The organism is uncultured Pelagimonas sp., assembly GCF_947498515.1.
Taxonomy (GTDB): domain Bacteria; phylum Pseudomonadota; class Alphaproteobacteria; order Rhodobacterales; family Rhodobacteraceae; genus Pelagimonas.
The window spans coordinates 450556-472884 of record NZ_CANMKO010000001.1; the positions used below are offsets into that span (position 1 = coordinate 450556).

A 22329-nucleotide genomic window follows, 5' to 3' on the forward strand; every position below is an offset into this window, starting at 1 on the left:
TGTTCGCTATTCGCATTCGCTATTCGTCGGGCGCGTGTCTATTGCTTCCCTTCGCCCATGGCAAGGTATAGAAGGCGCGACCAAACGCCCGCCCACCGGTACAATGGTGCCAATTTGACAGGAAACAGCAAAAATGACCCAGCGCATCGCCTTCCAAGGAGAGCTCGGAGCCTATTCTCATGAGGCTTGCCGCGACGCCCGCCCGGATATGGAGGCGCTGCCCTGTAACAGTTTTGAAGATGTCATCGAGGCGGTGCGCAGCAAGAAAGCCGATCTTGCCATGTTGCCGGTGGAAAACACCACCTATGGGCGGGTGGCTGATATTCACCGGATGTTGCCAGAAAGCGGGCTGCGCATCGTCGATGAGGCCTTTGTCCGCGTGCATATTAGCCTGATGGCCATGCCCGGTGTTCAAATCGAAGACCTTGACTTGGTGCGGGCGCATCCGGTGTTGATTCCCCAAGCGGCAGATTTCCTAAACCGCTATGGGATCAAAGGAGAAGCCGCGGCCGATAGCGCCGGGGCCGCAGCCGAGATCGCCGCCAACAGAGAGATGACAGTCGGGGCGCTGGCCTCGGATCTCGCAGCGGAAACCAATGGCCTGCACATCCTCGCCCGCCATATCGAAGATCACGCCCATAACACCACGCGCTTCCTTATTATGTCGCGCGACGCCGATCACGCAAAGCGTGGCGATCACGGCATGATGACCACCTTTGTTTTTCAGGTCCGTAACATCCCGTCGGCGCTCTACAAGGCCATGGGCGGTTTCGCGACCAATGGCGTCAACATGACCAAACTCGAAAGCTACATGGTCGGCGGCTCGTTTTCCGCCACGCAATTCTACGCGGATATAGAAGGTCACCCCGACGACCCGGCCGTACAACGCGCCATGGAAGAGCTGGATTACTTTACCGATATGCTTGAAATCTTGGGCACCTATCCCCGTGATCCCCGCCGCGATTGATGTATCGGGCCGGGCTAGGTGACTTTTTCCTTGCGTTAGGGCCCGGAAATTCGCTCCAATCCCCCAAGGTATAGCCATTTGGTTTTGGAGATTTTTCGATGAACAAAGGTCTGCGTACGACCGTTATCGGAGGGATCATTTTCTTGGTCCCTCTGGTTTTTATCCTGATCATTTTGAACAAGGCCTATGGGTTTGCGTTCAAAATTGCGAAACCAATAAGCAAGGTCATTCCGATCGAAACGCTTGGCGGGGTTGCCTTGGCCAATATACTCGCGGGGCTTGCGGTGTTCTTGGTCTGCTATGGGGCGGGGGTCATGGCGCGCAGCTCGATTATCGCGGCCCAAGTCGAAAAGCTTGACCATTTCCTGACCCGCGCCATTCCGACCTATCACAGCACCAAGCGCGGCTTTATCGACTCGATTGACGACACCTCAATTGAGGACAACTGGCAGGCGGTTTTGATTGGTGAGCCGTCAGGACAGCGCACCTTGGGCTTTGAAACCGAACGCTTGTCGAATGGTGATAGTGTTGTGTTTCAACCAAATTCACCCAACACCCGAAACGGCACCGTTATGACCGTTCCGCGATCTCAGATCGAGCGGATCGACATCGCACCGAGAGACATGTCAGCTGTGCTGAAATCCTATGGGGCAGGGGCCTCGAAAAAGCTCTGATTGCCCACTTGGAACAAGCCCCTGTAGCATTATTTGGCGATTTTCAGGGGCGATGTGGTCGTGACCGAACCTAAGAAGAAACCGACGGACTTACGTCCAGTCGGAGTGAACCAATAGATCGCTAAACACCTCAAGTATCTTCGGAAAACGCGCCCGTTGGCTCACCAACAAAGACACGCTGCGCCGCTGATCTATGCCATCAATAGCGCGAAACACCAGCTCATCCGGCAAGGCGCGGGCCACACTTTGTGGAAGGATCGTCACCCACTTGTTTGTCCGTGTCATCGCAATCAAAGAATGCGTGTTGTGAACCGTAAGCTGGGCACCCGCAGAGGCGGCGTTGAGTTCGCTTAGGTTCAACTGGCGGCACAAGGTGTTGCTGACAAAGGCGTAGGCGAAGACGTCGTCGAGTGTGGGCGGCGAGGTGGATTTCGCCAGTGGATGGTCGCGCCCACATAGCAACCCAAACGCATCCTCAAACAGCGTGATACAGGTCACGCCATTGAGCGACCGGGCCCCAGAGGCGATCCCGATATCCGCCTCACCATGCAGCAAGGCTTCGGCAACCATCGCACTGTCCATGTCTCTGAGTTCAACCTTGAGATGCGGGAATTGCGCCATCAATGTGGAAATTGCCTTGGGCAATGCCAACCCAGCGGCCGACGGGATCGATGCAATTTTAATCAACCCCTCAGGGGCGTTTGCCGCATTCTCGATCGATGTGACCGTGTCATCAAACTGGCGCAATTGCACCTGAGCCAATCGAAATACCTCTTGGCCAAGGGGCGTTAGCTTGTTTTTGCGCTCTGTCTCAAACAACCGCGCACCAAGATGGCCTTCTAGCTGCTTTAGCGACATCGAAAGCGCCGACGGGGTGCGGCCCAATCGGGCTGAGGCCTCTAACAAACTTCCCAACTGCGCAACCGTGCTAAAGCACCGCAAAGTATCGATTTTGATCACGTTTCAATTTTTCTGTAATTTGCTTCAGAAGTTTAAATTTGACTGATGTCGGGCCGAAAGTCCACGATGCCTTATCTACCTATGGTCACATTGGCCAACATTTGAGGGACAAGGCATGTCGAATACCAATTGCAATTTTGTTGCGGGACAATGGGTTGTCGGGGATCACGACATTGAAAACCGAAACCCATCGGACACCAGCGATCTGATTGGCCGGTATGCACAGGCCAGCCGGGACCAGCTGGATCAAACCTTGGCCAAGGCACAAAGTGCGCAAGCCGCTTGGGCCGCTTATGGCATGGAGCGCAAACAAGCCGTTCTGATGAGCATCGGACAAGAAATGATGGCCCGTGCCGACGAACTTGGCCAATTGCTGAGCCGCGAAGAGGGCAAGCCCTTGGCAGAAGGGCGCGGAGAGGTGTTTCGCGCCGGGCAGTTTTTCACCTATTACGCGGCCGAATGTCTGCGCCAGTTGGGTGAAAATGCCGACAGTGTGCGCGACGGTGTCGAAATTGATGTCCGGCGCGAACCTGTTGGGGTAGTGGCCATTGTTTCACCGTGGAATTTCCCAACGGCAACAGCCTCTTGGAAGATCGCACCCGCCCTGTGTTACGGAAACGCGGTGGTCTGGAAACCGGCCAATCTTACGCCGGCATCGGCCGTCGCATTGACCGAAATCATCTCTCGGCAAGACATTCCAGAGGGGCTGTTTTCCTTGGTGATGGGGCCGGGAGGCTCGCTTGGGCAACACCTTGTCGAACACCCCTCTGTTGATGCGATTTCATTCACCGGCTCGGTGCCCGTAGGCAAAGGAATCGCGACGGCTGCGATCCAGAACCTGACCAAGGTTCAGATGGAAATGGGCTCCAAAAATGCGCTGGCTGTGATGGATGACGGGGATCTCGATCTTGCCGTTACTGTCGCGCTTGGCGGCGCTTTTGGTGGCACGGGTCAAAAATGTACGGCGTCGTCGCGCCTGATTGTTCACGCGGCGGTGCATGATGCGTTTGTGGAAAAACTTGTCGCTGGTGCCCAGGCGATGAAAGTCGGGCACGCGCTTCATGACGGCACACAAATCGGGCCAGTTGTGAGCGCCCAACAGCTTCAGGAAAATCTGGATTATGTCGCGTTGGGGCGGGCCGAGGGGGCTGAACTTGCCTGTGGCGGTGTCAGATTGGATATGCCGGATGACGGGTTTTACATGTCACCCGGTGTGTTTCTAAACTCCACCAACGACATGCGCATCAATCGCGAAGAGATGTTCGCGCCTTTGGCCTGTGTGATCAAAGTTGACGGTTACGACCACGCGCTTGCCACGGTCAATGATACGAATTTTGGCCTGACCTCGGGGATTGTCACCCGCGATCTGGCGCGCGCCACACATTTCCGACGCCATGCGCGAACGGGTGTGGTGACGGTCAATCTCCCCACGGCGGGAACCGATTACCACGTGCCATTTGGCGGCCGCGGTGACAGCTCATATGGCCCACGTGAACAAGGCAAGGCGGCTGCGGAATTCTACACCACAGTTAAAACAGCCTACATCAGCGCCGGGGTGCCGTCTTGATGCGTATCGACGGCCTTCAATACGCCAACTGGTCTGAGAAGATTTTTCGACAGCTGCGCGAAGGCCGTGTTGATGCGGTGCATGTCACCATTGCCTACCACGAGACGTTTCGTGAAACGGTTTTGAATTTTGAACGCTGGAACCGTTGGTTTGAGACATACAGCGACCTCATTATGAAAGGCACGTCGGCGGGTGACATTGACGTGGCCCGCAAGACAAATCGGACAGCCATCTTTTTTGGGTTTCAAAATCCCAGCCCAATCGAGGACGATATTGGGCTGATTGAAATCCTGCACACATTGGGCGCGCGCTTTATGCAGCTGACCTATAACAACCAATCCCTGCTTGCCACAGGCTGCTATGAAGCCGAGGACACCGGGATCACCCGCATGGGCAAACAGGTCATCAAAGAAATGAACCGGGTGGGTTTGGTGATCGACATGAGCCATTCTGCCGATCGTTCGACGATCGAGGCGGCCGAGCTCTCTGAGCGGCCGATTGCCATCACGCACGCCAACCCGTTCGAATGGTCACCGGCTCTGCGCAACAAGAAGGACGATGTCATTCGGGCCGTCACGCAAAATGGCGGCATGTTGGGGTTCTCGCTTTATCCGCACCATCTAAAAGACAAATCTGCCTGCACCCTTCAAAGTTTCAGTGAGATGGTGGCCCGCGCGGCCGACACCTATGGGGTGGCGCATTTGGGCATCGGATCGGACCTGTGCCAAGATCAGCCAGACAGCGTTGTGGAATGGATGCGCACCGGTCGATGGACCAAAGACATCGACTTTGGTGAAGGATCAGCGGCGGCACCGGGCTTCCCGGCGATGCCCAATTGGTTTCAGGACAACCGCGATTTCGGCGCTTTGGAAACCGGGTTGCGTGACGTTGGGATGACGGCCCAAGAGGTTGCGGCGATAATGGGCGGCAATTGGTACCGTTTCTTCAACGAAAACTTTGACGCGCAGCAACCTTGACCGCGCGTAGCCCCCATATCACTCGGCGCCCTCCTTCGGAGGTGATGCGACTAGAGCGACTTGGCTCGCTGCATCAATGTCGGTTGAGTTTTATGCGGGTGTTATTGCGGCGTTTGGCCGGTGAAGGCTGGCGGTTTTCGCGTCCGAAATTTGAGATTGACGACGCCGGTGTTGGTTATGCCGTTTATACGGCCACGGGTCCGCAACGCAGCTATTCATTGGTGGCGTTTGCTCATGATCTGCCCGATGACTTGCGGTCAGATCGGGTGATCGCTGAAGCATGGGACGCGACGTTTGCCTTGTTTGATGGCGTGCCAACGGATGCGGATATTGAGCGGTTAAAGCAAAACGTGCCGTTGCAGGAAGCCGGGCGGATAAGTGAACGCGAGCTGTCGTTGTCACGGGCGAACCGGTCGGTGCGTCTTTGGGATCATGTTGTATCCGCGCTGGCCAAAGGCCATCAGCCAGACACGGACATGCTTGATCAGGTCGGCTATCTCATGCGGACCACAGCGGTCTATGGCTCGGGCAAATTCGGTGCCGCAGATCGCGAGACGATTTGCAACCGACCAGAGCTAAGCCCCCCGTTTCAGGTCGAAATGTTGTCCGTCTATCTCACCAGAGCCTTTGTTCGCGATCTGGTTCAGCACATGGCGCGGATCAAGGGCGGCTCTGCGGCAACAACCCTGGATCAATCCATTGCTCAGCGACTTGGATTGGGCAACTCGACCGGGCTGGGCATGGCGCCCTTTGTGATCAACCATCCAATGTTGTTCAATAACTGGATCATGGCCCGCGAAGAGGCCATCCGCCGTGTGCGTCTGATTGCTCGGGCCACACCCGACGACATCCATCTGTTCAAAGATCGCCTGAAACGCAGCGAGCTTTCAGTGTCTCGCTGGGTGTCGCAACATCCCATTCAGATCAAGAAAATCGCCTCTCTGACGCGCGATCTTGACCGGGTTTCCGGTCGCATTGCGCAGCATGGCTTTCACATGGAATTCCCATGGGATGCCTTGATGGTCTGGGCAACGTCGCAGCTCAGCATGGAAGGTCAGGAGCTTCTAGCATCGCTTATACTCGAGCCATATCCAGACCTCGTTGACCCCCTCGCAAATTGCATGGCCGCCGCCCAAAGTGACGTAACAAGCATCGACGGCGCGATGACGATTGCCGAGATGCGGCACCTTCTGGAGAACAGTTTCGGCTGGGCTTTTGATCTCGACTGGCAGTCCCCCCAAAACTGCGCGCGGGCGTGGTATGTGTCCGAAGAAAAGCTGGAACCGCGACTGGGGGAACGATTTGAAGAGCCGGTTGCCCCCTATGAGCAACCCCTCGCGCCGGCCCGCGACGCGACATCGGCTTTCCATGATCTCAAGGCTTGGCCAGACACCTCAAACATAGCAGAATTCCTTCTCGAACATCCCGAACATCGCCACACCGTTCGTCGTGCACAGCTAAGCCGGGCCGCGCCCTATGGCGAAATTCGCGACAATACCATTTCCGCCGATGTTCTACCTATCGACATGCTGCGCGCCAAACTGTCCTTTTTTGGTGCCACGCATTTTGACCCAAGATCAGACCGTTGGGTGCGTATCTGTATGTTTGCCGGGGCCCCGTACCCTGACCATCTTTCAAAGGCCAACGCCGAAGATTGGGTTTTCCCGCAGGTGGCGCAATGACGGTGTCCCTCAACGAAGTCGAGGCAACCGCCAAGAAAGCAGCACGCGGCGCGGGCCACACATGGGGCATGGCCGAAGAGGCCGCAAAAGCCACCCGCTGGCTCTGTCGGCATGGGGTCGATGGCTGCGCCGCGCTTGCCCGGCTTTTGACCACCGAAACCGGTGATATCGAACAAGATGCCCTCAAGCGCGCGCGTGTGTGGCGGCCTGTGTCAGCACCGCTTTGCCCGCTCAATGTTGGTGCGTCGATGGCCGATCTTGCACATGAGCTGATCGATGAACCCCGGCAAGTGGGCCACGTTACTTGCCCATCGCTTCTAATACCATTTGCCGCCGATATTGCGTCAAAGACCGGAAAAACCGTTGCCCTCTCAGGGGCGGGTTTTACCGCTTTGACCGATGGTGAAACCCTGAACCTCGTTGGGCAGATGCCTTATCAGGCAGATCAGCTTGTGTTTCACACCACCGCCAGCCCCTTGCGCCCAAATGGCGTTTTCTCCCGGTCCGATCCCGCCAAACCCGATTGGGCTATGCTGCAAGAACTGGCGCATCGCACCTACGCACCCGCAACCGAAGCATCGCGCCTCAAAGGCGCGGGCGCGGGGATGACCGACAACGATTAACCCAAGGACGCCATGATGGACACGAAAACCCTAAGCCTTGCTGACATAGAAGACCTAAGCCTGCGCGCTTTGGTGGCCGCAGGCACGTCGCTTGAAAACGCACGCCCCCTTGCGGTGGCCACCGCCGCGACCGAGGCCGACGGTATATCGAGCCATGGCCTCGCCTATATCCCAATTTACTGCGAGCATGTTCAGTGTGGCAAAGTGGATGGACAGGCTGTTCCTCAGCTCAAGACCACGGCCCCTTCGGTGATAACCGTCGATGCCGCAACGGGGTTTGCCCATCCGGCAATCGATATGGGTTTTGACGCCTTAATACCGCTTGCGCGTTCACAGGGGATCGCCGTGCTGGCGGTGAAAAACAGCTACAATTGTGGTGTGCTCGGCTACCATACTCAACGGCTCGCCAAAGCGGGGCTTCTGGGTCTTGGCTTTACCAATGCCCCGGCGTCCATTGCGCCTTCGGGTGGGTTCAAACCTGTGGTCGGCACAAATCCGTTTTCCATTGCCGCGCCCGGCCCCGGAGGGGAACCCGCGGTTCTGATCGACCAAAGTGCCAGCACAATTGCTAAAAGCGAGGTCATGAAACACGCCCGCGAGGGCAAGCCGATCCCGGTTGGTTGGGCACTGGACGCAGAGGGGCAGCCGACAACCGATCCTGCGGTCGGGCTCAAAGGGTCAATGGCCCCCTCCGGCGGCTACAAAGGCGTGGGAACGGCGCTCATGGTTGAACTTATGGCCGCCGCGCTTACTGGGGCCACGCTTGGCATCGATGCCTCGCCGTTCTCCGGCACCGCAGGCGGGCCGCCGCGCACCGGACAATTCTTTATCGCGATAGATCCACAAGCAACGTCGGATGGTGGCTTTGCCGCTTTGGTTGCGCGGCTCGTCGACACGTTCCACGCGCAAGACGGCGCACGACTTCCGGGCGATGGTCGCAACCAACGCCGTATTCAGGCCCGCGTCGATGGCGTGGCGGTGAATGTGGCCACGCTAGAAAAAATCGAAGCCATCATCGGCTAAGCTTTGGCACCTAGGCACCTTATGCACGCGATGAGTTTGCAATCGTTTTGCCGTGCTCGCAACGCCTTTTGCCGGTGAGCATCGGTGCCCAATCCGTCACAGTGGTCCTTGGGCGATCTCGCCTATAGGGGAAATGTGTCGCCTGATTTTGGGCCGGAATTTTGGGCCTGAATTTGGGCCGGAATTTTGCGATCTTTACTATTCCTAAGCCAAATTAACTCTCTTCCAAGCTCAGGACATCAAACTTGGGGCCAATCTCTCTGAAACACGGGCAGAATCACACAGATTGGTCCAAGGTCATGATCTGGGGCCCCAGATCAGGCACTGCCAATCTCCCCGAAATCGCGGTGGTTTTGTACCGTTTCCCCTGTTGTGCCAAGGGCGTACGGTCCGTTACCCAGCGTGCGTTGGGTTAACAAATGCGGGGATTTGGGGCTAGCCGCGTTTGCGGGCGATCTCGATCCGTGCTTCCAACATCGACATATCGGCGATCAAGCGCTTGCGCTCTGTTCTGTCCGTGGTCTCCAAAAGCTCCTCTCGGAGCCGCGCCAATTCCCGGCTAAGTGACACAAATTCCGGCACTGCCCCGTTGTCCTTGAGGATGCGGTTCATCACGGCGTCTTGGGAATTGTCGTTCTGGGGGAGGGGTTTACCCGCTCCCTCGAGGTTGTCGAAAGCGCCGTCTTCCTCGGCTTTGCGAATGCGTGCATTGATAAGATCGATGAGCGGATGGTCCATGGAAATGTCATGCCATGTGCAAAACGCTGCGTCAAAGACATGTTGCCCCAACGTCGCGAACCCTTGCGTCGTGTCAGTATACTTTTAACAATACACACCAGCGAGATAAGGGGAGGAGGACGGACATGGCCTATGCTGGCATGGACGATCGAAATGCAATTGAAAAGCAGATGCCGTGGGGGGATCGGGACATTCCCGTAAGTCTCTACGGCCAGCTTTGTCGAACCGCGGAAAAGTTTCCAAATCGTCCTGCGACCAGTTATCAGCTGATGTCCGGGCCGAGCGACAAAGCAGATACGGTGACCTGGGCCGAAATGAAGGACAAGGTCACGCAATCTGCCAACCTCTTCCGCAAGCTCGGGATTGGTGAAAACGATGTGGTGGCCTATGTGCTACCTAACTGTACAGAAACGCTTTATACGCTTTTGGGCGGGGCTGTGGCCGGGATCGTTAACCCGATCAACCCGCTGCTTGAGCCGGAACAAATCGCGTCGATCCTGCGCGAAGTTGACGCCAAGGTTGTGGTGACGCTCAAGGCGTTTCCCAAGACCGATGTGGCGCAAAAGGTCGCCGAGGCCGTACGCCACGCACCGCATGTGCATACGGTTCTTGAGATCGACCTGAACGCCTATTTGACGCCGCCAAAATCGTGGATTGTGCCGCTGATCCGGCCCAAGAATGATGGCAACAAACACGTGGATGTGCTGAATTTCGGCAAGGAAATTAGTAAACACAACACGACGCTGGACTTTGAAGACACCAAAGAAGACCGCATCGCCGCCTATTTCCACACCGGCGGCACAACCGGGATGCCGAAAGTGGCGCAACACCTCTATTCCGGGATGCATTACAACGGCTGGCTTGGCGCGACGTTGCTGTTTGATGAAACAGATAACATCATGTGCCCGCTGCCGCTTTTCCATGTGTTTGCGGTACATGTGATCTTGATGGCCGCGATCCATTCCGGCGCGCACGTGGTGTTCCCAACCCCGCAAGGCTACCGGGGCGAGGGTGTTTTTGACAATTTCTGGAAACTCTGCGAGCGCTGGAAAATCAGCTTTATCATCACTGTTCCGACGGCGGTGTCGGCCCTGATGCAGCGCCCTGTGGATGCTGATATCTCTTCGGTCAAAACCGCGTTTTCGGGATCAGCCCCGATGCCGATGGAGCTTTTTAAACGCTTTGAAAAGACCTGTGGCGTGACGATCTGTGAGGGCTATGGCTTGACCGAAGCAACATGCCTTGTGTCAGTTAACCCGCCTGAGGGTGTGAAAAAGGTTGGCTCTGTTGGTATTCCGCTGCCTTACAATGATGTCAAAATCCTCAAGACGAACAACGGCGATCCGGTGGCATGTGCTGCCGACGAAATCGGTGAGATTTGTGTGGCCAATCCGGGGGTTTACGCCGGGAGCACCTATACTGAGGTGGATAAGAACAAGGATCTGTTCCACTACGACAACTACCTGCGTACCGGTGATTTGGGTCGATTGGACGAAGACGGGTATCTGTGGATTACTGGCCGTGCCAAGGATTTGATCATTCGCGGCGGTCATAATATTGATCCGGCGGAAATCGAAGAAGCGCTTTTGGCCCATCCGGCCGTTGCCTTTGCCGGTGCGATTGGTCAACCAGATGCCCATGCTGGGGAGCTACCCTGTGCCTTTGTTGAGCTTATCGATGGTGGCGAGGTCACGGTTGAAGAGCTTATGGAACATGCCAAAAAGCACGTTCACGAACGCGCGGCGCACCCCAAGCATTTGACCATTCTGGATGAACTTCCCAAAACCGCCGTGGGCAAGGTTTTCAAGCCAGACCTGCGCAAGCATGCGATCACTCGCATCTACAATGCGGCCTTGGAAAAGGCAGAGTGCCCGGCGCGTGTTGTCTCGGTCTTGGATGATAAGAAACGCGGGTTGGTGGCGCAGTTGCAGGCCAATGGCGCGGATGACGCTAAGGTCGGAACCGTGCTGGGGGCCTTTGTGCGTCCTTGGGAATGGGCCGAGTGAGGCACATCCGCGAGGCGGGCGCTGACAAGAATTTTGCAAAATTCTTGAAAATTCCGTGCAAGGAATTTGGATGCGCCTAGCCGTGCCGGATCACTGGATCAATGGGCGTTGAGCCAAGGTTCAACGCCTCTTCCATGACCTTCGCAACTTGCAAAAGCCGCCCCTCACCTCTGGGGCGGCCGATCAGTTGGATGCCAATCGGCATACCGCTGGCGGTGAACCCGACGGGAAGCGATAGCGCCGGCAGGCCACAGACCGTGGCCAGCATCGCAAAGCGCAGCCAGTCGAGGTAATCTTTGCACGGTTCCCCGTTGACCTCGGTGGGGTATTCGACCTCAACCGGTAGCGGAGATAAGCCGTTGACGGGACAGGCCAGAACGTCAAAGCGGCCTAGGAATATCCGCATTGTATCATAGAGTTGTGAGCGTTGGCTCATCGCCTCGGCGACGTCATCCATCAAAAGGGCGCGTCCCTCAGCAATGTTTTGTTGCAACGTTGGTTTGTAGTGCTTGGTAATCCGCTCTGGCGTGTTGCGAGCCCCCGTCCAAAAGCCAAAGGCGCGCAGAGTTCTAAAGCAATGTTCAACATTGGATAGCTCTGGGACCGCTTCGATCACATCAAGGTCAGGGCTAGAGATGCGGGTGAGGGCCGAAGAGAGCAGTTCTGATATTTCGGGTGTAACCGGGGCCAGTCCACCCAAGTCGGGTGCATAGGCGATGCGGATCGGGCCCGCCTTGGCGCGACAGGTCGAGAGATAGCTTTGTGCCGGGGCTGGGACGGAAATCGGCCAAATTGGATCAAAACCGGACATGGCATCCAGCATAAGCGCGCAATCTTCGACAGAGCGGGCCATCGGACCTTCGACAGGCAGCGTGTCAAATCCCTGCGCCGCTGGACCGCCGCCCGCGACACCGGGGGAGGGGCGCAAGCCGACGATCCCGCAATAGCTTGCCGGGGTGCGCAGGCTGCCGCCAAGATCAGAGCCTTGGCTAAGCCAAACTTCGCCTGTGGCAAGCCCTGCAGCGGCCCCGCCAGAAGAGCCACCGGCATTCATCCGCGTGTCCCACGGGTTGCGCGTCATGCCAAAGACAGCGTTGAACGTATTGGCTCCGGCCCCCATTTCCGGGGTGTTCGTCTTGCCCATGACCACCGCGCCCCGGCTTTCGAGGCGGGTGACAATTGGGTCAGAGGTGTCGGGGATGAAATCGGCCAATGCCTTGGTGCCAAAGGTGGTCCGCACCCCCGCAACCGGAGTGAGATCTTTGATCCCGATGGGCAAGCCCGCCAAAAGGCTATTGATGTCGGCGTGTTTGCCAGCTTCGCGCGCACGATCAGCACAGGTCGTGACCATAGCATTGATGGCCGGGCTGGTTTGGGTGATCCGGGTTAGGCTGGCCTCGATCAAATCACTTGGCTGTATCTCACGCTTATTCAGCAGCTCAACAGCATCGCAGGCGCTTAGTGCGCAAAGCTCGGGGCCAGCAAACCCCGGTCTAACAAACTCTGGCTTAGCAGCCATCTGACCCGGCGCAGAACATCTCATAGAGTAGGCCGATGACCCGGCTGGTGTCGTCGTTAGCGAGGCTGTAGTAGATCGTTTTGCCGTCGCGCCGGGTTGTCACCAAACCCTCTTCGCGTAGGCGCGCCAACATTTGGCTTACGGCCGCTTGCCGAATTTCCAAAAGCGATTCCAGTTCGCCAACAGATTTCTCACCCGAGCCAAGATGGCACAGGATCATCAAACGCCCCTCATGCGCCAGCGTTTTCAAAAACGCGGCGGCGTGTCGGGCGTTGGTCGACATTTCCTCTGGCGGCGCAGGAGGCTTGGGCATCTCGTTCACGGCTCGGTCATCCATTTCCTGTTTGCGATAAACTTAACAGCGCTTTTCACAAAATGCGAGATCAGGATTTTCAGGCGGTTCACAGGCGGGTTTTAGGGGGTGTCGAGTGCCGGAATTGGTGCAGGGGCCCCGCCTTCGAACAGGTTGCCATTGACGTAGTCACAAGGCGCATCCTGCATCTCGAGGTGCAGTCCATCGCCGGTGTAGGGATGGGCACGGGCCAGATCTTCGTCGATCTCGATGCCAAGGCCGGGCGCTTGGGGCGCGGTGACAAAACCAGCCTCTACCTTGAGCGACCCTTTGATCAGCGCGTCATGAAACGGCGTTTCGATGGTCTCGGCAATCAACAAATTGGGGATCGACACGCCAAGGTGAATGTTGGCGGCCCATTCCACCGGACCGGCATAAAGATGCGGAGCCATTTCGGCATTAAAGCTTTCGGCCAGCACCGCGATTTTGCGCGACTCCCAAATGCCACCGGCCCGGCCAAGCGCCGGTTGCAGGATTTTAGCCCCGCCAGTGCGCAAGAGTGCGGCAAACTCGGCGCGGGTGGTGAGGCGCTCGCCCGTGGCGATGGGGATGCGCACGGCGCGCGCAACCTGTTCAAATTCCAAGAGATTGTCCGGTGGGATGGGTTCTTCGAACCACAAGGGGTTATAGGGTTCGATGGCTTGCCCCAATCGAATGGCCCCGGATGTGGTGAATTGCCCGTGGGTGCCAAAGAGCAGATCGGCCTTGTCTCCGACCGCCTCGCGGATGGCTTTGCAGAACGCCACGGATTGGCTGATGTCGGACATGGCCGGTTGGTGACCGCCGCGCATGGTATAGGGGCCTGCGGGGTCAAATTTGACCGCCGTATAGCCGCGATTAACGCAGTCCAAGGCCGCCTCGGCCGCCATGTCGGCGCTTCCCCAAAACGCGGGCAAAGGATGCTCGGGCAGGGGATAGAGGTAGGTATAGGTGCGGATGCGTTCGTTCATCATGCCGCCGAGCAAGGCCCAAACCGGGCGATCCCGCGCCTTGCCCAGAATATCCCAACAGGCGATTTCAAGACCCGAAAATGCCCCCATCACGGTGAGATCGGGCCGCTGAGTAAACCCCGAGCTATAGGTGCGGCGGAACATGCGTTCGATGTTTTCGGGGTTTTCGCCTTCGAAATAACGCTGAAACACGTCGCTTATTACGGCGCGCATGGCTTCGGGTCCAATGGACGACGCATAGCATTCGCCCCAGCCGGTGATCCCGTCATCGGTGGTCAATTTGACCAATATCCAATAGCGCCCCCCCCAACCGGGGGCGGGCGGGGCGGTGATGATGATGTCGAGATCACGTAGTTTCATGTCCGGCCCCTTTAGAACAAAATCACATTGCGACGCGCACCGCCGGTTTTGGTGTCGGCAATCGCTTCGTTGATTTGTTCAAGTGTCCAGCGGCCTGAAACCAGCTCATCCAGTTTCAAACGCCCTTGTTTATAGAGATCGGCCATCCAGGGAATGTCGCGTGAAATCACCACATCACCCATTTTCGAGCCGATCATATGCTGGCTCATAAAGGCGGGCACCACGGGTTCGTATTGTGCCATCGCGCCGGTGTGGGGCATGCCAACCATGACCATGCGCCCGCCATAGCCGAGATACCGCATGGCGCTTTCATAGGCCGGAATGGCTCCGACGGTGACGGCAACTATGTCGGCACCACGGCCAAGCGCCTTGATGGCGTCTTTCCACGGTGCTTTGCTTGTGGCGAGGATGCCATGGGTTGCGCCAAATTCCTTGGCGATTTCGAGTTTCTCTTCGCTCATGTCGACGGCAACGATGCGCCGCGCCCCGGCAATGCGGGCCCCTTGGATGGCGTTTAGGCCAACGCCGCCCGCGCCAATAACGACAACGTCTTCTCCGGCTTGCAACCGCCCGGCGTTGACCACGGCCCCGATGCCTGTGATCACGCCACAGGCCAAAAGTGCCACGGCCTCGGCGGGCATATCATCGGGGAGAGCAACCACTTGGCTTTGATCAACCACGACTTTTTCGGCAAAGGCCCCGCAATTCATCGCTTGAACCACCGGTGTGCCATCGGCGCGAGTGATCGGCGAGGCGGCGCTTGGCGACTCGCAGGTTGTCGGTTTGCCCGTCGCGCAATTGGGGCAGGTGCCACAGGCGCGGATCAGTGTGACAACAACACGATCGCCCTGTTTGACCTGTTTGACGCCCGCGCCGACATGGGTGACGCGACCGGCGGCTTCGTGGCCATAAACGGCGGGCAAATCGCCACCCCAGCCACCATCGGCAAAGGAAATGTCGGAATGGCAAATGGCCACGGCTTCTAGGGTGACTTCAACTTCGCCCGCTTCGGGCGCGCGCAGGGTCAGGTTTTCGATTTGCAGCGGTGCCCCGAATTCGGTGCAGACGGCGGCTTTGATTGTGGTCATAGGGCGCTCCTGTTTGGGGTAGGTTCGGGTGCAGGGCGGCCCACTGCAAGCATAAAAACGACCAAAGGTGACGTTTACGACTTTTGCGTCTGTGACGTAGGGGCGAGGAAAAGGATCATCGCCACAAGTGTCAGCACTAGCGACAGGATAAAGGGCGCGCCGGGGAAGTACCAAGCAGCGTCCGGCGCGGCATAATGGGCAAAGATACCGCCCATCATCAGGGGCGCTATCGCCATGGCCACAGCCGAAGCCGACCCTAAGATACCTTGGAGTTCACCCTGTCTATCAGGGCCGAGTTTGACCGACATAAGCCCCTGAAGCGCCGGGGAAAACACCGCACCCATTGCCGCAAGTGGGGTGAGGATAAGGGCGACGATCCCTGAGTCGATCACCGCCAAGGCCCCAAAGCCGATGGCGGAAAACACCAGCCCCAAAATGGCGGTGCCTCGGTCCCCAAAACGGGCCAGAATGGCGCGGATCAAAACCCCCTGAACCACCACCATGGACACACCAAACAGGGCCAGCGACAGGCCGATCATACCGGCGTTCCAGCCGAATTGAGCCTTGCCATAATAGGCCCAAACTGCCGGGTAGACCGCAAAGCTAAATTGGTAGAGGAAAAAGCTAATGACGCCGCGCCCGATACCGGGGAGTTTGGAAAGGTCATAGAAAGAGCCAAACGGGTTGGCCCGTCGCCATGTAAACGGACGGCGGATGTCATCGGTGACGGTTTCGCGCAGCACAACCCAGCCGAGGATCAAATTGGCGGCGGCAAGCACGGCAGCGGCCCAGAACGGTGCGCGCGTGCCAAATTCGCCCAAGGCCCCGCCGATCAGCGGCCCGGCTATAAAGCCGAGCCCAACAGCGGCGGCGACGAGTCCGAAGCCTTCGGATTCTTTGCCCGGTTCGGACAGGTCGGCCATGGTTGCCGAGGCGGTGGCGTGGGTTGCGGCGGTGATGCCGCCAATGATGCGCCCAACCAGCAAAAGCCAGATCGATCCAGCAAAGGCCATGACCACATAGTCCACCGCCATAACGGCGAGCGAGAGGAGCAGCACCGGGCGACGGCCAAAACGGTCAGAGAGACTTCCTAAGAAGGGCGCAAACAAGAATTGCATCGCCGCAAAGGCCGCCGTCAACACGCCGCCCCAAAGCGCGGCATTGGCAAGGTTGCCGCCGGTGACCTCTTTGATCAGGTCGGGCATGACAGGCATAATCAGACCAACACCCATGGTGTCGATCATGACCGTGAGCAGAACAAAGACGACCGGCAAGGGCATAGGTTATTGTGCTTTCACGGCGGCGGTGAAATTGCGCGCTTCATCCGGGGCGGTGCCCAGTTGGCTTTTGGTGTCAAACAAGGTGTCGGGAAGGTCGGGATGCGCGGCTTGGGCCAAGGATTGCAGGCTTTGACCGGTGTCACGCGCCTTGGCGCAGAGCGATTTGGTTTCGGTCTGTGCGTCGGGGCGCGGCATGTTTTGGGCAAGCGCAAAGCTCAGCGCCTCGGCACGGATCATGCCACCAGTATTGTCCAGCGCCTCTTGCATGGTTTCGGTATTCGGTGTGATGCCCTGAGCCAGTTTTTGACCATGGGTCAAGGCGGCGGCGGTGCTTTGCACCAATTGCGGAAAGGTCAGCCATTCGGTGAACCAAGCCGCGCCGTCGCGTTGGTTTTGATGCAGACCTGCGCCATGAAGGGTGGCGGAAAGACCTTGAACATGGCGCGCCAAAGCCACCATCGCCGCGGGGGCAACCGGGTTTTGTTTCTGTGGCATGGTTGATGAGCCGCCCGCGCCGCCCAAGGTGATTTCGCCGATGCCCGATTGCGAGGCGAGGATCAGGTCATCACCGATTTTTCCCAAAGCGATGCAGACACGGTTCATCCAATCGACCTGTCTCAGGATCGGGGTGCGATCACTGTGCCAACTGCGCCCGGGATCGGACAGACCTAGTTTTGCGGCCCATTCAGCGCGCAATTTGGCCGGGTCGGGGCCGAGTTCAGAGGCGGTTCCGGCCGCACCGGATAGGGAGACCAAAAGGGTCTGGCGTTTCAACTCTGGCAGGTCGCGCAGCGCCTCAAGCACGGGCCAGCCCCACGCCGCAACAACCGCGCCGAAACTGGTTGGGGTCGCATGGAGGCCAAAGCTTCGCGCCGCCATCGGAGTGGTGGCATGTGTGTCGGCCAAATTGGCCAGATCGCCAACAATGGCGGTTAAGGCTTTTTCCATTTGGCCAAGCGCACTGCGCATCCGCAGCATCAGACCGGTGTCTTGGATGTCTTGAGATGTCGCGCCCCAATGCAGGTATTGTCCGTGTTCGGGGGCCTGTAGGTTCTTGCGAAACGCATCGACCAACCCCGGTACCGTCACGCCGTTTTGACCACAGGCCTTGGCCAAACCGGCCGGGTCGATCTGCAATTCCAGGCTGGCGCGATGGAGGGCCTTGGCGCTTTCGCTTGGGATTACCCCGGCTTCGCCCTGAACCAAGGCCAAGGACCCTTGCACCAACATCATCGCCCGAATTTCGGCGCTGTCGGAGAACAGGCGACCGGTGTCACCGGCGGGGAAAAGGGCAGAGAGGTGCAGGCTGTCGAAAGGCGTGGCGGGCATATGGGCTCCGGTTAGGTTTGGGCAATGGTGGACAGGAGCGCGGCAAGCCTGTCGGGCATGGAAAAGAACGGCGAATGTGAGCTTGGCAAGCTATGCTGATCGGCAACGGGAAGTGCCGAGGCCATTTCGTGCTGGAATTCTGGCGGGATGGCGCGATCGTCTTCGCAGGTGATGTAGCTGCGCGAAACGGATGCGTAATTCGCGCCCAACTCAGCCGGGGTTTCTTGGGGCAGGATTGGCTGAGGGCAGAGATGGGCGAGCGCAAAATCTAGCGCCTCGGCGCAATCATGGTAAAACTTGTCCTCGGCCATAGTAGGATCAAAACCCATAGTGATGCGATCCGGGGCAACACGAAACGCCTCGGCCAGAGGTTGGCGCGGGGCCTTGCGACGTTGATCGGCCAAGCCCAAACCGGGCCAAGGTACATAGGCGCAGAGATAGACCAAACGGGCGATGTTGGACGGGTCAAGCTCTGCCGCGCGCGAGATTGGGAACCCGGCCATGGAATGGCCGACGACGATGGTTGGCGTGTCTACGGCGGCGGTAATCGCATTGGCATAGAGGTCAAGCGTGACGTCACCAGCCGGGGTTGGGTCATTGCCATGCGAGGGCAGGTCGATGGCTTTGGCCTCGTGGCCAAGGGCTTTCAACGCTGGAATCACATCACGCCAACACCACGCCCCATGACAGGAACCATGCACCAAAAGGAAGTTTGCCACTTAGGAGACGCCTTGACTGGCGAAGAAATCGCACAGCACACGGGCATATTCCTCGGGGTTTTCAATGCAGGGTAGATGGCCAGCGCCGCGGATCAGGTGGAACTGCGACCCCGGAATGAGGTCAAGCGTTTCACGCACCAGATCAGGCGGAGTTGACCCATCCTCAGACCCGGCGATCCCAAGCGTGGGCAGGCGCAAGCCCGATGTTGACGAGATGAAATCGGTGCCGGAAATGGCCCCGGCACACCCAGTCCACCCACGCACAGGTGTCCGCAGGTGAAAGTTTTGCCAGCCCGTGTATTCAATTGTGTCGCGGAATTTGGCCGAGAACCAGCGCTGCATCGTGCCGTCTAACGCTGCCTCTAACCCGCCCTCTTCGACGGTTTTGATACGGTCGGCCCACATTTCGCGGGTCCCGATTTTGGCGGCGGTGTTAGACAAGACCATCGCGCGCACAAGATCAAGCCGTTTGGCGGCCAAACCTTGGGCAATCATGCCCCCAATCGACAGGCCAACAAAGATCGCGTCCTTGAAACCGTTCAGGTCCATCAATTGTTCGACGTCATGCACCAAATTGCCCATCGACCAACGCCCATCTGGCGTATCCGAAAGCCCATGACCGCGTTTGTCATAGCGTAGGATGCGCAAGCCCTGAGGCAGCAAGGGCATGATCGGGTCCCACATGCGTAAGTCAGTGCCAAGAGAGTTGGCAAACACGACCGGAGTGCCGTCTTTTGGACCTTCAACTTTGTAATGCAGGCGATACCCGCCCAGATCAGCCATGTGCATGTGTTTTCTCCCTTTGGTCGTTGGAAAGGTGTAGCGTGAATGGCGGGGGATGCAACAGAGGCCAAACGCAAAAAAGGCGGGGAGTTCCCCGCCTTTGTCATGTTTTGTTGGTGCTTTCGAGTGGGTTTACCCGATGGAAACCAGTTCCAGTTCGAATGTCAGATCTTTGCCGGCCAGCGGGTGGTTGGCGTCGAGGGTGACTTCGGTTTCGGTGATTTCAACCACGGTGACAGGCATGACCTGACCGGTGGGGGATTGCATCTGAAGCTGAATGCCAACTTCGAGCGGGATTTCCGCCGGGATTTGATCGCGTGGAACGCCTTGGCGGGCGCGGTCGTCGGGTTGGCCATAGGCATCGTCGGCAGGGATGTTGATGGTCTTTTTCTCGCCGACGGTCATGCCGTCGACGCCTTTGTCAAAGCCAGGAATGACCTGACCAGAGCCTAGGGTGAATTCCAACGGATCGCGGCCTGCCGAGCTGTCAAAGGTCGACCCGTCTTCCAAAGTGCCGGTATAGTGAATGCGAACGGTATCGCCGGATTTAGCCTGCGTCATAGGGGCCTCGTTAGTCTCAGAGAATGAATGGACGAGGCCGGACCGTCCGGGTGCTCGTATCGGCGCGCACCCTATGAGACCCGGACAGAGATTGCAAACCGCTTAGCCGCCTTCGGTCGGGGCGGCCGGGGTCATGATGCCAAGAGCCGCGCCGGTCGGGTCGGCGATGATGGCAATACGGCCAATTCCGGGCACGTCAAAGCAAGGGCGGCGGATTTCGCCTCCGGCGGCCTCGGTGGCTGCGACCGTGGCATCGACATCATCAACGGCGATGTAGGTGAACCAATGTGGCGGGATGCCGGTCAGCTGTTCCATTTGGCTCATATCCATCAAACCAGCGACGGGTTTTCCGTCTTTCATGGCGACCTGATAGGTGCCGCCGGTGTCTGGGTCGGGCATGGCTTCGTATTCCCAACCACAGGTTTGGGCGTAGTAGTCGAGCGCCTTGGGAAGGTCGCGGGTCATCAATTCGGTCCACCAGATGGTGCCATGATTTGACATTGGAAATCTCCTTGGTTGGGAATCGGAATAGCCCAAGAGTAACACGATGACGGGTTGCGACATTAACGAAAGCGCAGGGGTCTTTCGGCTGCTGCCATTCCATGTCAGGGTTGCGCGCATCAGGATTGAGGAGCCCCCATGACCATCACCACATGCGTATTTGATGCCTATGGCACCTTGTTTGATGTTGCCGCCGCCGCCCGTGTCGCGGCCGAAGAGCCGGGGCGCGAAAAGCTAGCCGAGGTGTGGCCGCAGATCGCCGCGGATTGGCGCGCAAAGCAGTTGGAATATAGCTGGCTGCGCGCGGTATCGGGGGCCTATGTGCCGTTTTGGGAAGTCACCAAAGACGGGTTGGATTGGGCGATGGAGCGCGCTGGGTTGGATGATTTGGAGCTGCGCGAGCGGCTTTTGGCGCTGTATTGGGAATTGCCGGCTTATAAAGAGGTGCCTTTTATGCTGGCCCATCTCAAGGCTGCGGGCAAGAATTGTGCGATTTTGTCCAATGGCAACAAAGACATGTTAGATGGGGCGGTGGATAGCGCCGGGATTGGCCTTTATCTGGATGCGCTTTTGTCCGTGGATCAGGTCGGAATCTTTAAACCGGCGACACAGGTCTATGATCTGGTTGGGGCCGAGTTCGGCTGTAAACCCGAAGAGGTGTTGTTTGTGTCCTCAAACGGCTGGGACGCGGGTCATGCGGCGGCCTATGGATTTCAGACGGTTTGGGTCAATCGCATGGGGGTGCCGATGGATCGGTTGCCGGGCAAACCCGCCCATGTGTTAAGTGATCTGACAACCATTCCGGAGCTGGTGTGATGGCGCGTTTTACAACATCTGACGGTGTGTCGTTGTATTATACCGATGAGGGGCAGGGTGTGCCGCTTTTGTGCCTGTCTGGGCTAAGCCGCAATGGCCGGGATTTTGATTATGTCGCTCCGTTGTTGGATGGGGTCCGCCTTATCCGGTTGGATTATCGGGGGCGGGGGCAATCGGATTGGGCCCCGCATGAGAGCTATTCGATCCCGATTGAGGGACGCGATGCGTTAGAATTGCTGGACCATCTTGGGATCGAGAAGGCGGCGATTTTGGGAAGTTCGCGTGGGGGATTGATTGCCATGGGATTGGCCGCGACGGTCAAAGAGCGGCTTTTGGGTGTGGCTTTGAACGATATTGGCCCCGAAATCGCCGATCGTGGCCTTGAGGTGATCAAGAATTATCTGGGCCGTCGTCCGGCTTGGAAAACCATGGCTGAAGCGGTGGCGGCGCGGCCTAAGGTGATGGCAGGATTTGCCAATGTCCCGGCTGAACGCTGGCAACGGGAGGCAGAGACCCATTACCGCGAGGTCGAGGGTGGTTTGGACATCACTTATGACCCAAAGCTGCGCGATGCCGTGTTGGCGGAGGGCGCGCAGGTTGTGCCGGATTTGTGGCCGTTTTTTGAGGCTTTGGCAGAGTTGCCTTTGTGCCTAGTCCGTGGCGCGAATTCGGATTTGTTGTCAGAGGCGTGTTTTGTGGAGATGACGCGCCGTAGGCCGGATGCGGTGGCGGTTCAGGTGGCCGATCGTGGCCATATTCCGTTTTTGGATGAATCTGACGCGGTTGCGGCCTTGCACAAATGGATTGCGATGATGTGACGGGAGCGGCGCTGTTTGCGATGCAAATGCGCCCCA

At 57.9% G+C, this 22329-nt stretch carries 22 protein-coding genes; 10 read left to right on the forward strand and 12 right to left on the reverse strand.

Annotated elements, in window-relative coordinates; genetic code table 11:
- Positions 1–133 precede the first annotated feature (133 nt).
- Positions 134–967, forward strand: coding sequence for a prephenate dehydratase (locus Q1A43_RS02350; RefSeq protein ID WP_299932103.1), 834 nt, complete (start codon positions 134–136; stop codon positions 965–967).
- A 98-nt stretch (positions 968–1065) separates the two neighbouring features.
- Positions 1066–1641: a hypothetical protein gene (locus tag Q1A43_RS02355; RefSeq protein WP_299932105.1), complete on the forward strand. Its 576-nt coding sequence runs from the start codon at positions 1066–1068 to the stop codon at positions 1639–1641.
- A gap of 90 nt (positions 1642–1731) precedes the next feature.
- Here the strand turns inward: Q1A43_RS02355 and Q1A43_RS02360 are convergent, their stop codons facing one another.
- A complete protein-coding gene (locus Q1A43_RS02360) occupies positions 1732–2601 on the reverse strand; it encodes a LysR family transcriptional regulator (RefSeq protein WP_299932108.1) in 870 nt (289 codons plus the stop codon).
- A 115-nt stretch (positions 2602–2716) separates the two neighbouring features.
- On the opposite strand from Q1A43_RS02360, the gene Q1A43_RS02365 reads away from it, so the two are divergent.
- From Q1A43_RS02365 to Q1A43_RS02385, 5 genes are read left to right on the forward strand one after another with little or no spacing between them, the layout of a single operon-like run.
- Positions 2717–4168, forward strand: coding sequence for an aldehyde dehydrogenase family protein (locus Q1A43_RS02365; RefSeq protein ID WP_299932111.1), 1452 nt, complete (start codon positions 2717–2719; stop codon positions 4166–4168).
- Positions 4168–5145, forward strand: coding sequence for a membrane dipeptidase (locus Q1A43_RS02370; protein ID WP_299932536.1), 978 nt, complete (start codon positions 4168–4170; stop codon positions 5143–5145). Before Q1A43_RS02365 ends, Q1A43_RS02370 begins: the two co-directional genes overlap by 1 nt.
- 44 nt (positions 5146–5189) lie before the next feature.
- Positions 5190–6827, forward strand: a complete 1638-nt coding sequence (locus Q1A43_RS02375) for a hypothetical protein (RefSeq protein ID WP_299932113.1) — start codon at positions 5190–5192, stop codon at positions 6825–6827.
- The gene (locus Q1A43_RS02380) at positions 6824–7450 is read left to right on the forward strand and encodes a DUF3726 domain-containing protein (RefSeq protein ID WP_299932116.1); all 627 of its coding nucleotides are present in this window, start codon (positions 6824–6826) and stop codon (positions 7448–7450) included. Before Q1A43_RS02375 ends, Q1A43_RS02380 begins: the two co-directional genes overlap by 4 nt.
- Before the next feature lie 12 nt (positions 7451–7462).
- Positions 7463–8473, forward strand: a complete 1011-nt coding sequence (locus Q1A43_RS02385) for an Ldh family oxidoreductase (RefSeq protein ID WP_299932119.1) — start codon at positions 7463–7465, stop codon at positions 8471–8473.
- Positions 8474–8908: 435 nt separating this feature from the next.
- Here Q1A43_RS02385 and Q1A43_RS02390 read toward each other — a convergent pair whose 3' ends face one another.
- Positions 8909–9211: a DUF1992 domain-containing protein gene (locus Q1A43_RS02390; protein ID WP_299920932.1), complete on the reverse strand. Its 303-nt coding sequence runs from the start codon at positions 9209–9211 to the stop codon at positions 8909–8911.
- 125 nt (positions 9212–9336) lie between these two features.
- Here Q1A43_RS02390 and Q1A43_RS02395 point away from each other — a divergent pair, with 125 nt between their 5' ends.
- A complete protein-coding gene (locus Q1A43_RS02395) occupies positions 9337–11217 on the forward strand; it encodes an acyl-CoA synthetase (protein WP_299920929.1) in 1881 nt (626 codons plus the stop codon).
- Positions 11218–11293: 76 nt separating this feature from the next.
- Here Q1A43_RS02395 and Q1A43_RS02400 read toward each other — a convergent pair whose 3' ends face one another.
- The 10 genes from Q1A43_RS02400 to Q1A43_RS02445 form a co-directional block, all read right to left on the reverse strand.
- Positions 11294–12736: an amidase gene (locus Q1A43_RS02400; protein ID WP_299932122.1), complete on the reverse strand. Its 1443-nt coding sequence runs from the start codon at positions 12734–12736 to the stop codon at positions 11294–11296.
- Entirely contained in the window at positions 12726–13019 is a 294-nt protein-coding gene (locus Q1A43_RS02405) for a metalloregulator ArsR/SmtB family transcription factor (protein WP_299921249.1), read from the reverse strand. Before Q1A43_RS02405 ends, Q1A43_RS02400 begins: the two co-directional genes overlap by 11 nt.
- A 131-nt stretch (positions 13020–13150) precedes the next feature.
- Entirely contained in the window at positions 13151–14398 is a 1248-nt protein-coding gene (locus Q1A43_RS02410; RefSeq protein ID WP_299932125.1) for a mandelate racemase/muconate lactonizing enzyme family protein, read from the reverse strand.
- Positions 14399–14409: 11 nt separating this feature from the next.
- The gene (locus Q1A43_RS02415) at positions 14410–15486 is read right to left on the reverse strand and encodes a Zn-dependent alcohol dehydrogenase (RefSeq protein ID WP_299932128.1); all 1077 of its coding nucleotides are present in this window, start codon (positions 15484–15486) and stop codon (positions 14410–14412) included.
- Positions 15487–15560: 74 nt separating this feature from the next.
- Complete coding sequence (locus Q1A43_RS02420) at positions 15561–16766, reverse strand: TCR/Tet family MFS transporter (RefSeq protein WP_299932131.1); 1206 nt, start codon at positions 16764–16766, stop codon at positions 15561–15563.
- Between the two features lie 3 nt (positions 16767–16769).
- Positions 16770–18095, reverse strand: a complete 1326-nt coding sequence (locus Q1A43_RS02425) for a lyase family protein (protein ID WP_299932134.1) — start codon at positions 18093–18095, stop codon at positions 16770–16772.
- Between the two features lie 11 nt (positions 18096–18106).
- Positions 18107–18814: an alpha/beta fold hydrolase gene (locus Q1A43_RS02430; RefSeq protein WP_299932137.1), complete on the reverse strand. Its 708-nt coding sequence runs from the start codon at positions 18812–18814 to the stop codon at positions 18107–18109.
- Positions 18815–19603 (reverse strand): 3-oxoadipate enol-lactonase, encoded by a 789-nt coding sequence (gene pcaD / locus Q1A43_RS02435; RefSeq protein WP_299932140.1) that lies wholly within the window; start codon positions 19601–19603, stop codon positions 18815–18817.
- A 126-nt stretch (positions 19604–19729) separates the two neighbouring features.
- Complete coding sequence (locus Q1A43_RS02440; protein WP_299920908.1) at positions 19730–20158, reverse strand: peptidylprolyl isomerase; 429 nt, start codon at positions 20156–20158, stop codon at positions 19730–19732.
- Between the two features lie 102 nt (positions 20159–20260).
- The gene (locus tag Q1A43_RS02445; protein ID WP_299932143.1) at positions 20261–20659 is read right to left on the reverse strand and encodes a VOC family protein; all 399 of its coding nucleotides are present in this window, start codon (positions 20657–20659) and stop codon (positions 20261–20263) included.
- Positions 20660–20797: 138 nt separating this feature from the next.
- On the opposite strand from Q1A43_RS02445, the gene Q1A43_RS02450 reads away from it, so the two are divergent.
- Positions 20798–21475 (forward strand): haloacid dehalogenase type II, encoded by a 678-nt coding sequence (locus Q1A43_RS02450; RefSeq protein WP_299932146.1) that lies wholly within the window; start codon positions 20798–20800, stop codon positions 21473–21475.
- A complete protein-coding gene (locus tag Q1A43_RS02455) occupies positions 21475–22293 on the forward strand; it encodes an alpha/beta hydrolase (RefSeq protein WP_299932149.1) in 819 nt (272 codons plus the stop codon). Before Q1A43_RS02450 ends, Q1A43_RS02455 begins: the two co-directional genes overlap by 1 nt.
- Positions 22294–22329: the final 36 nt, after the last annotated feature.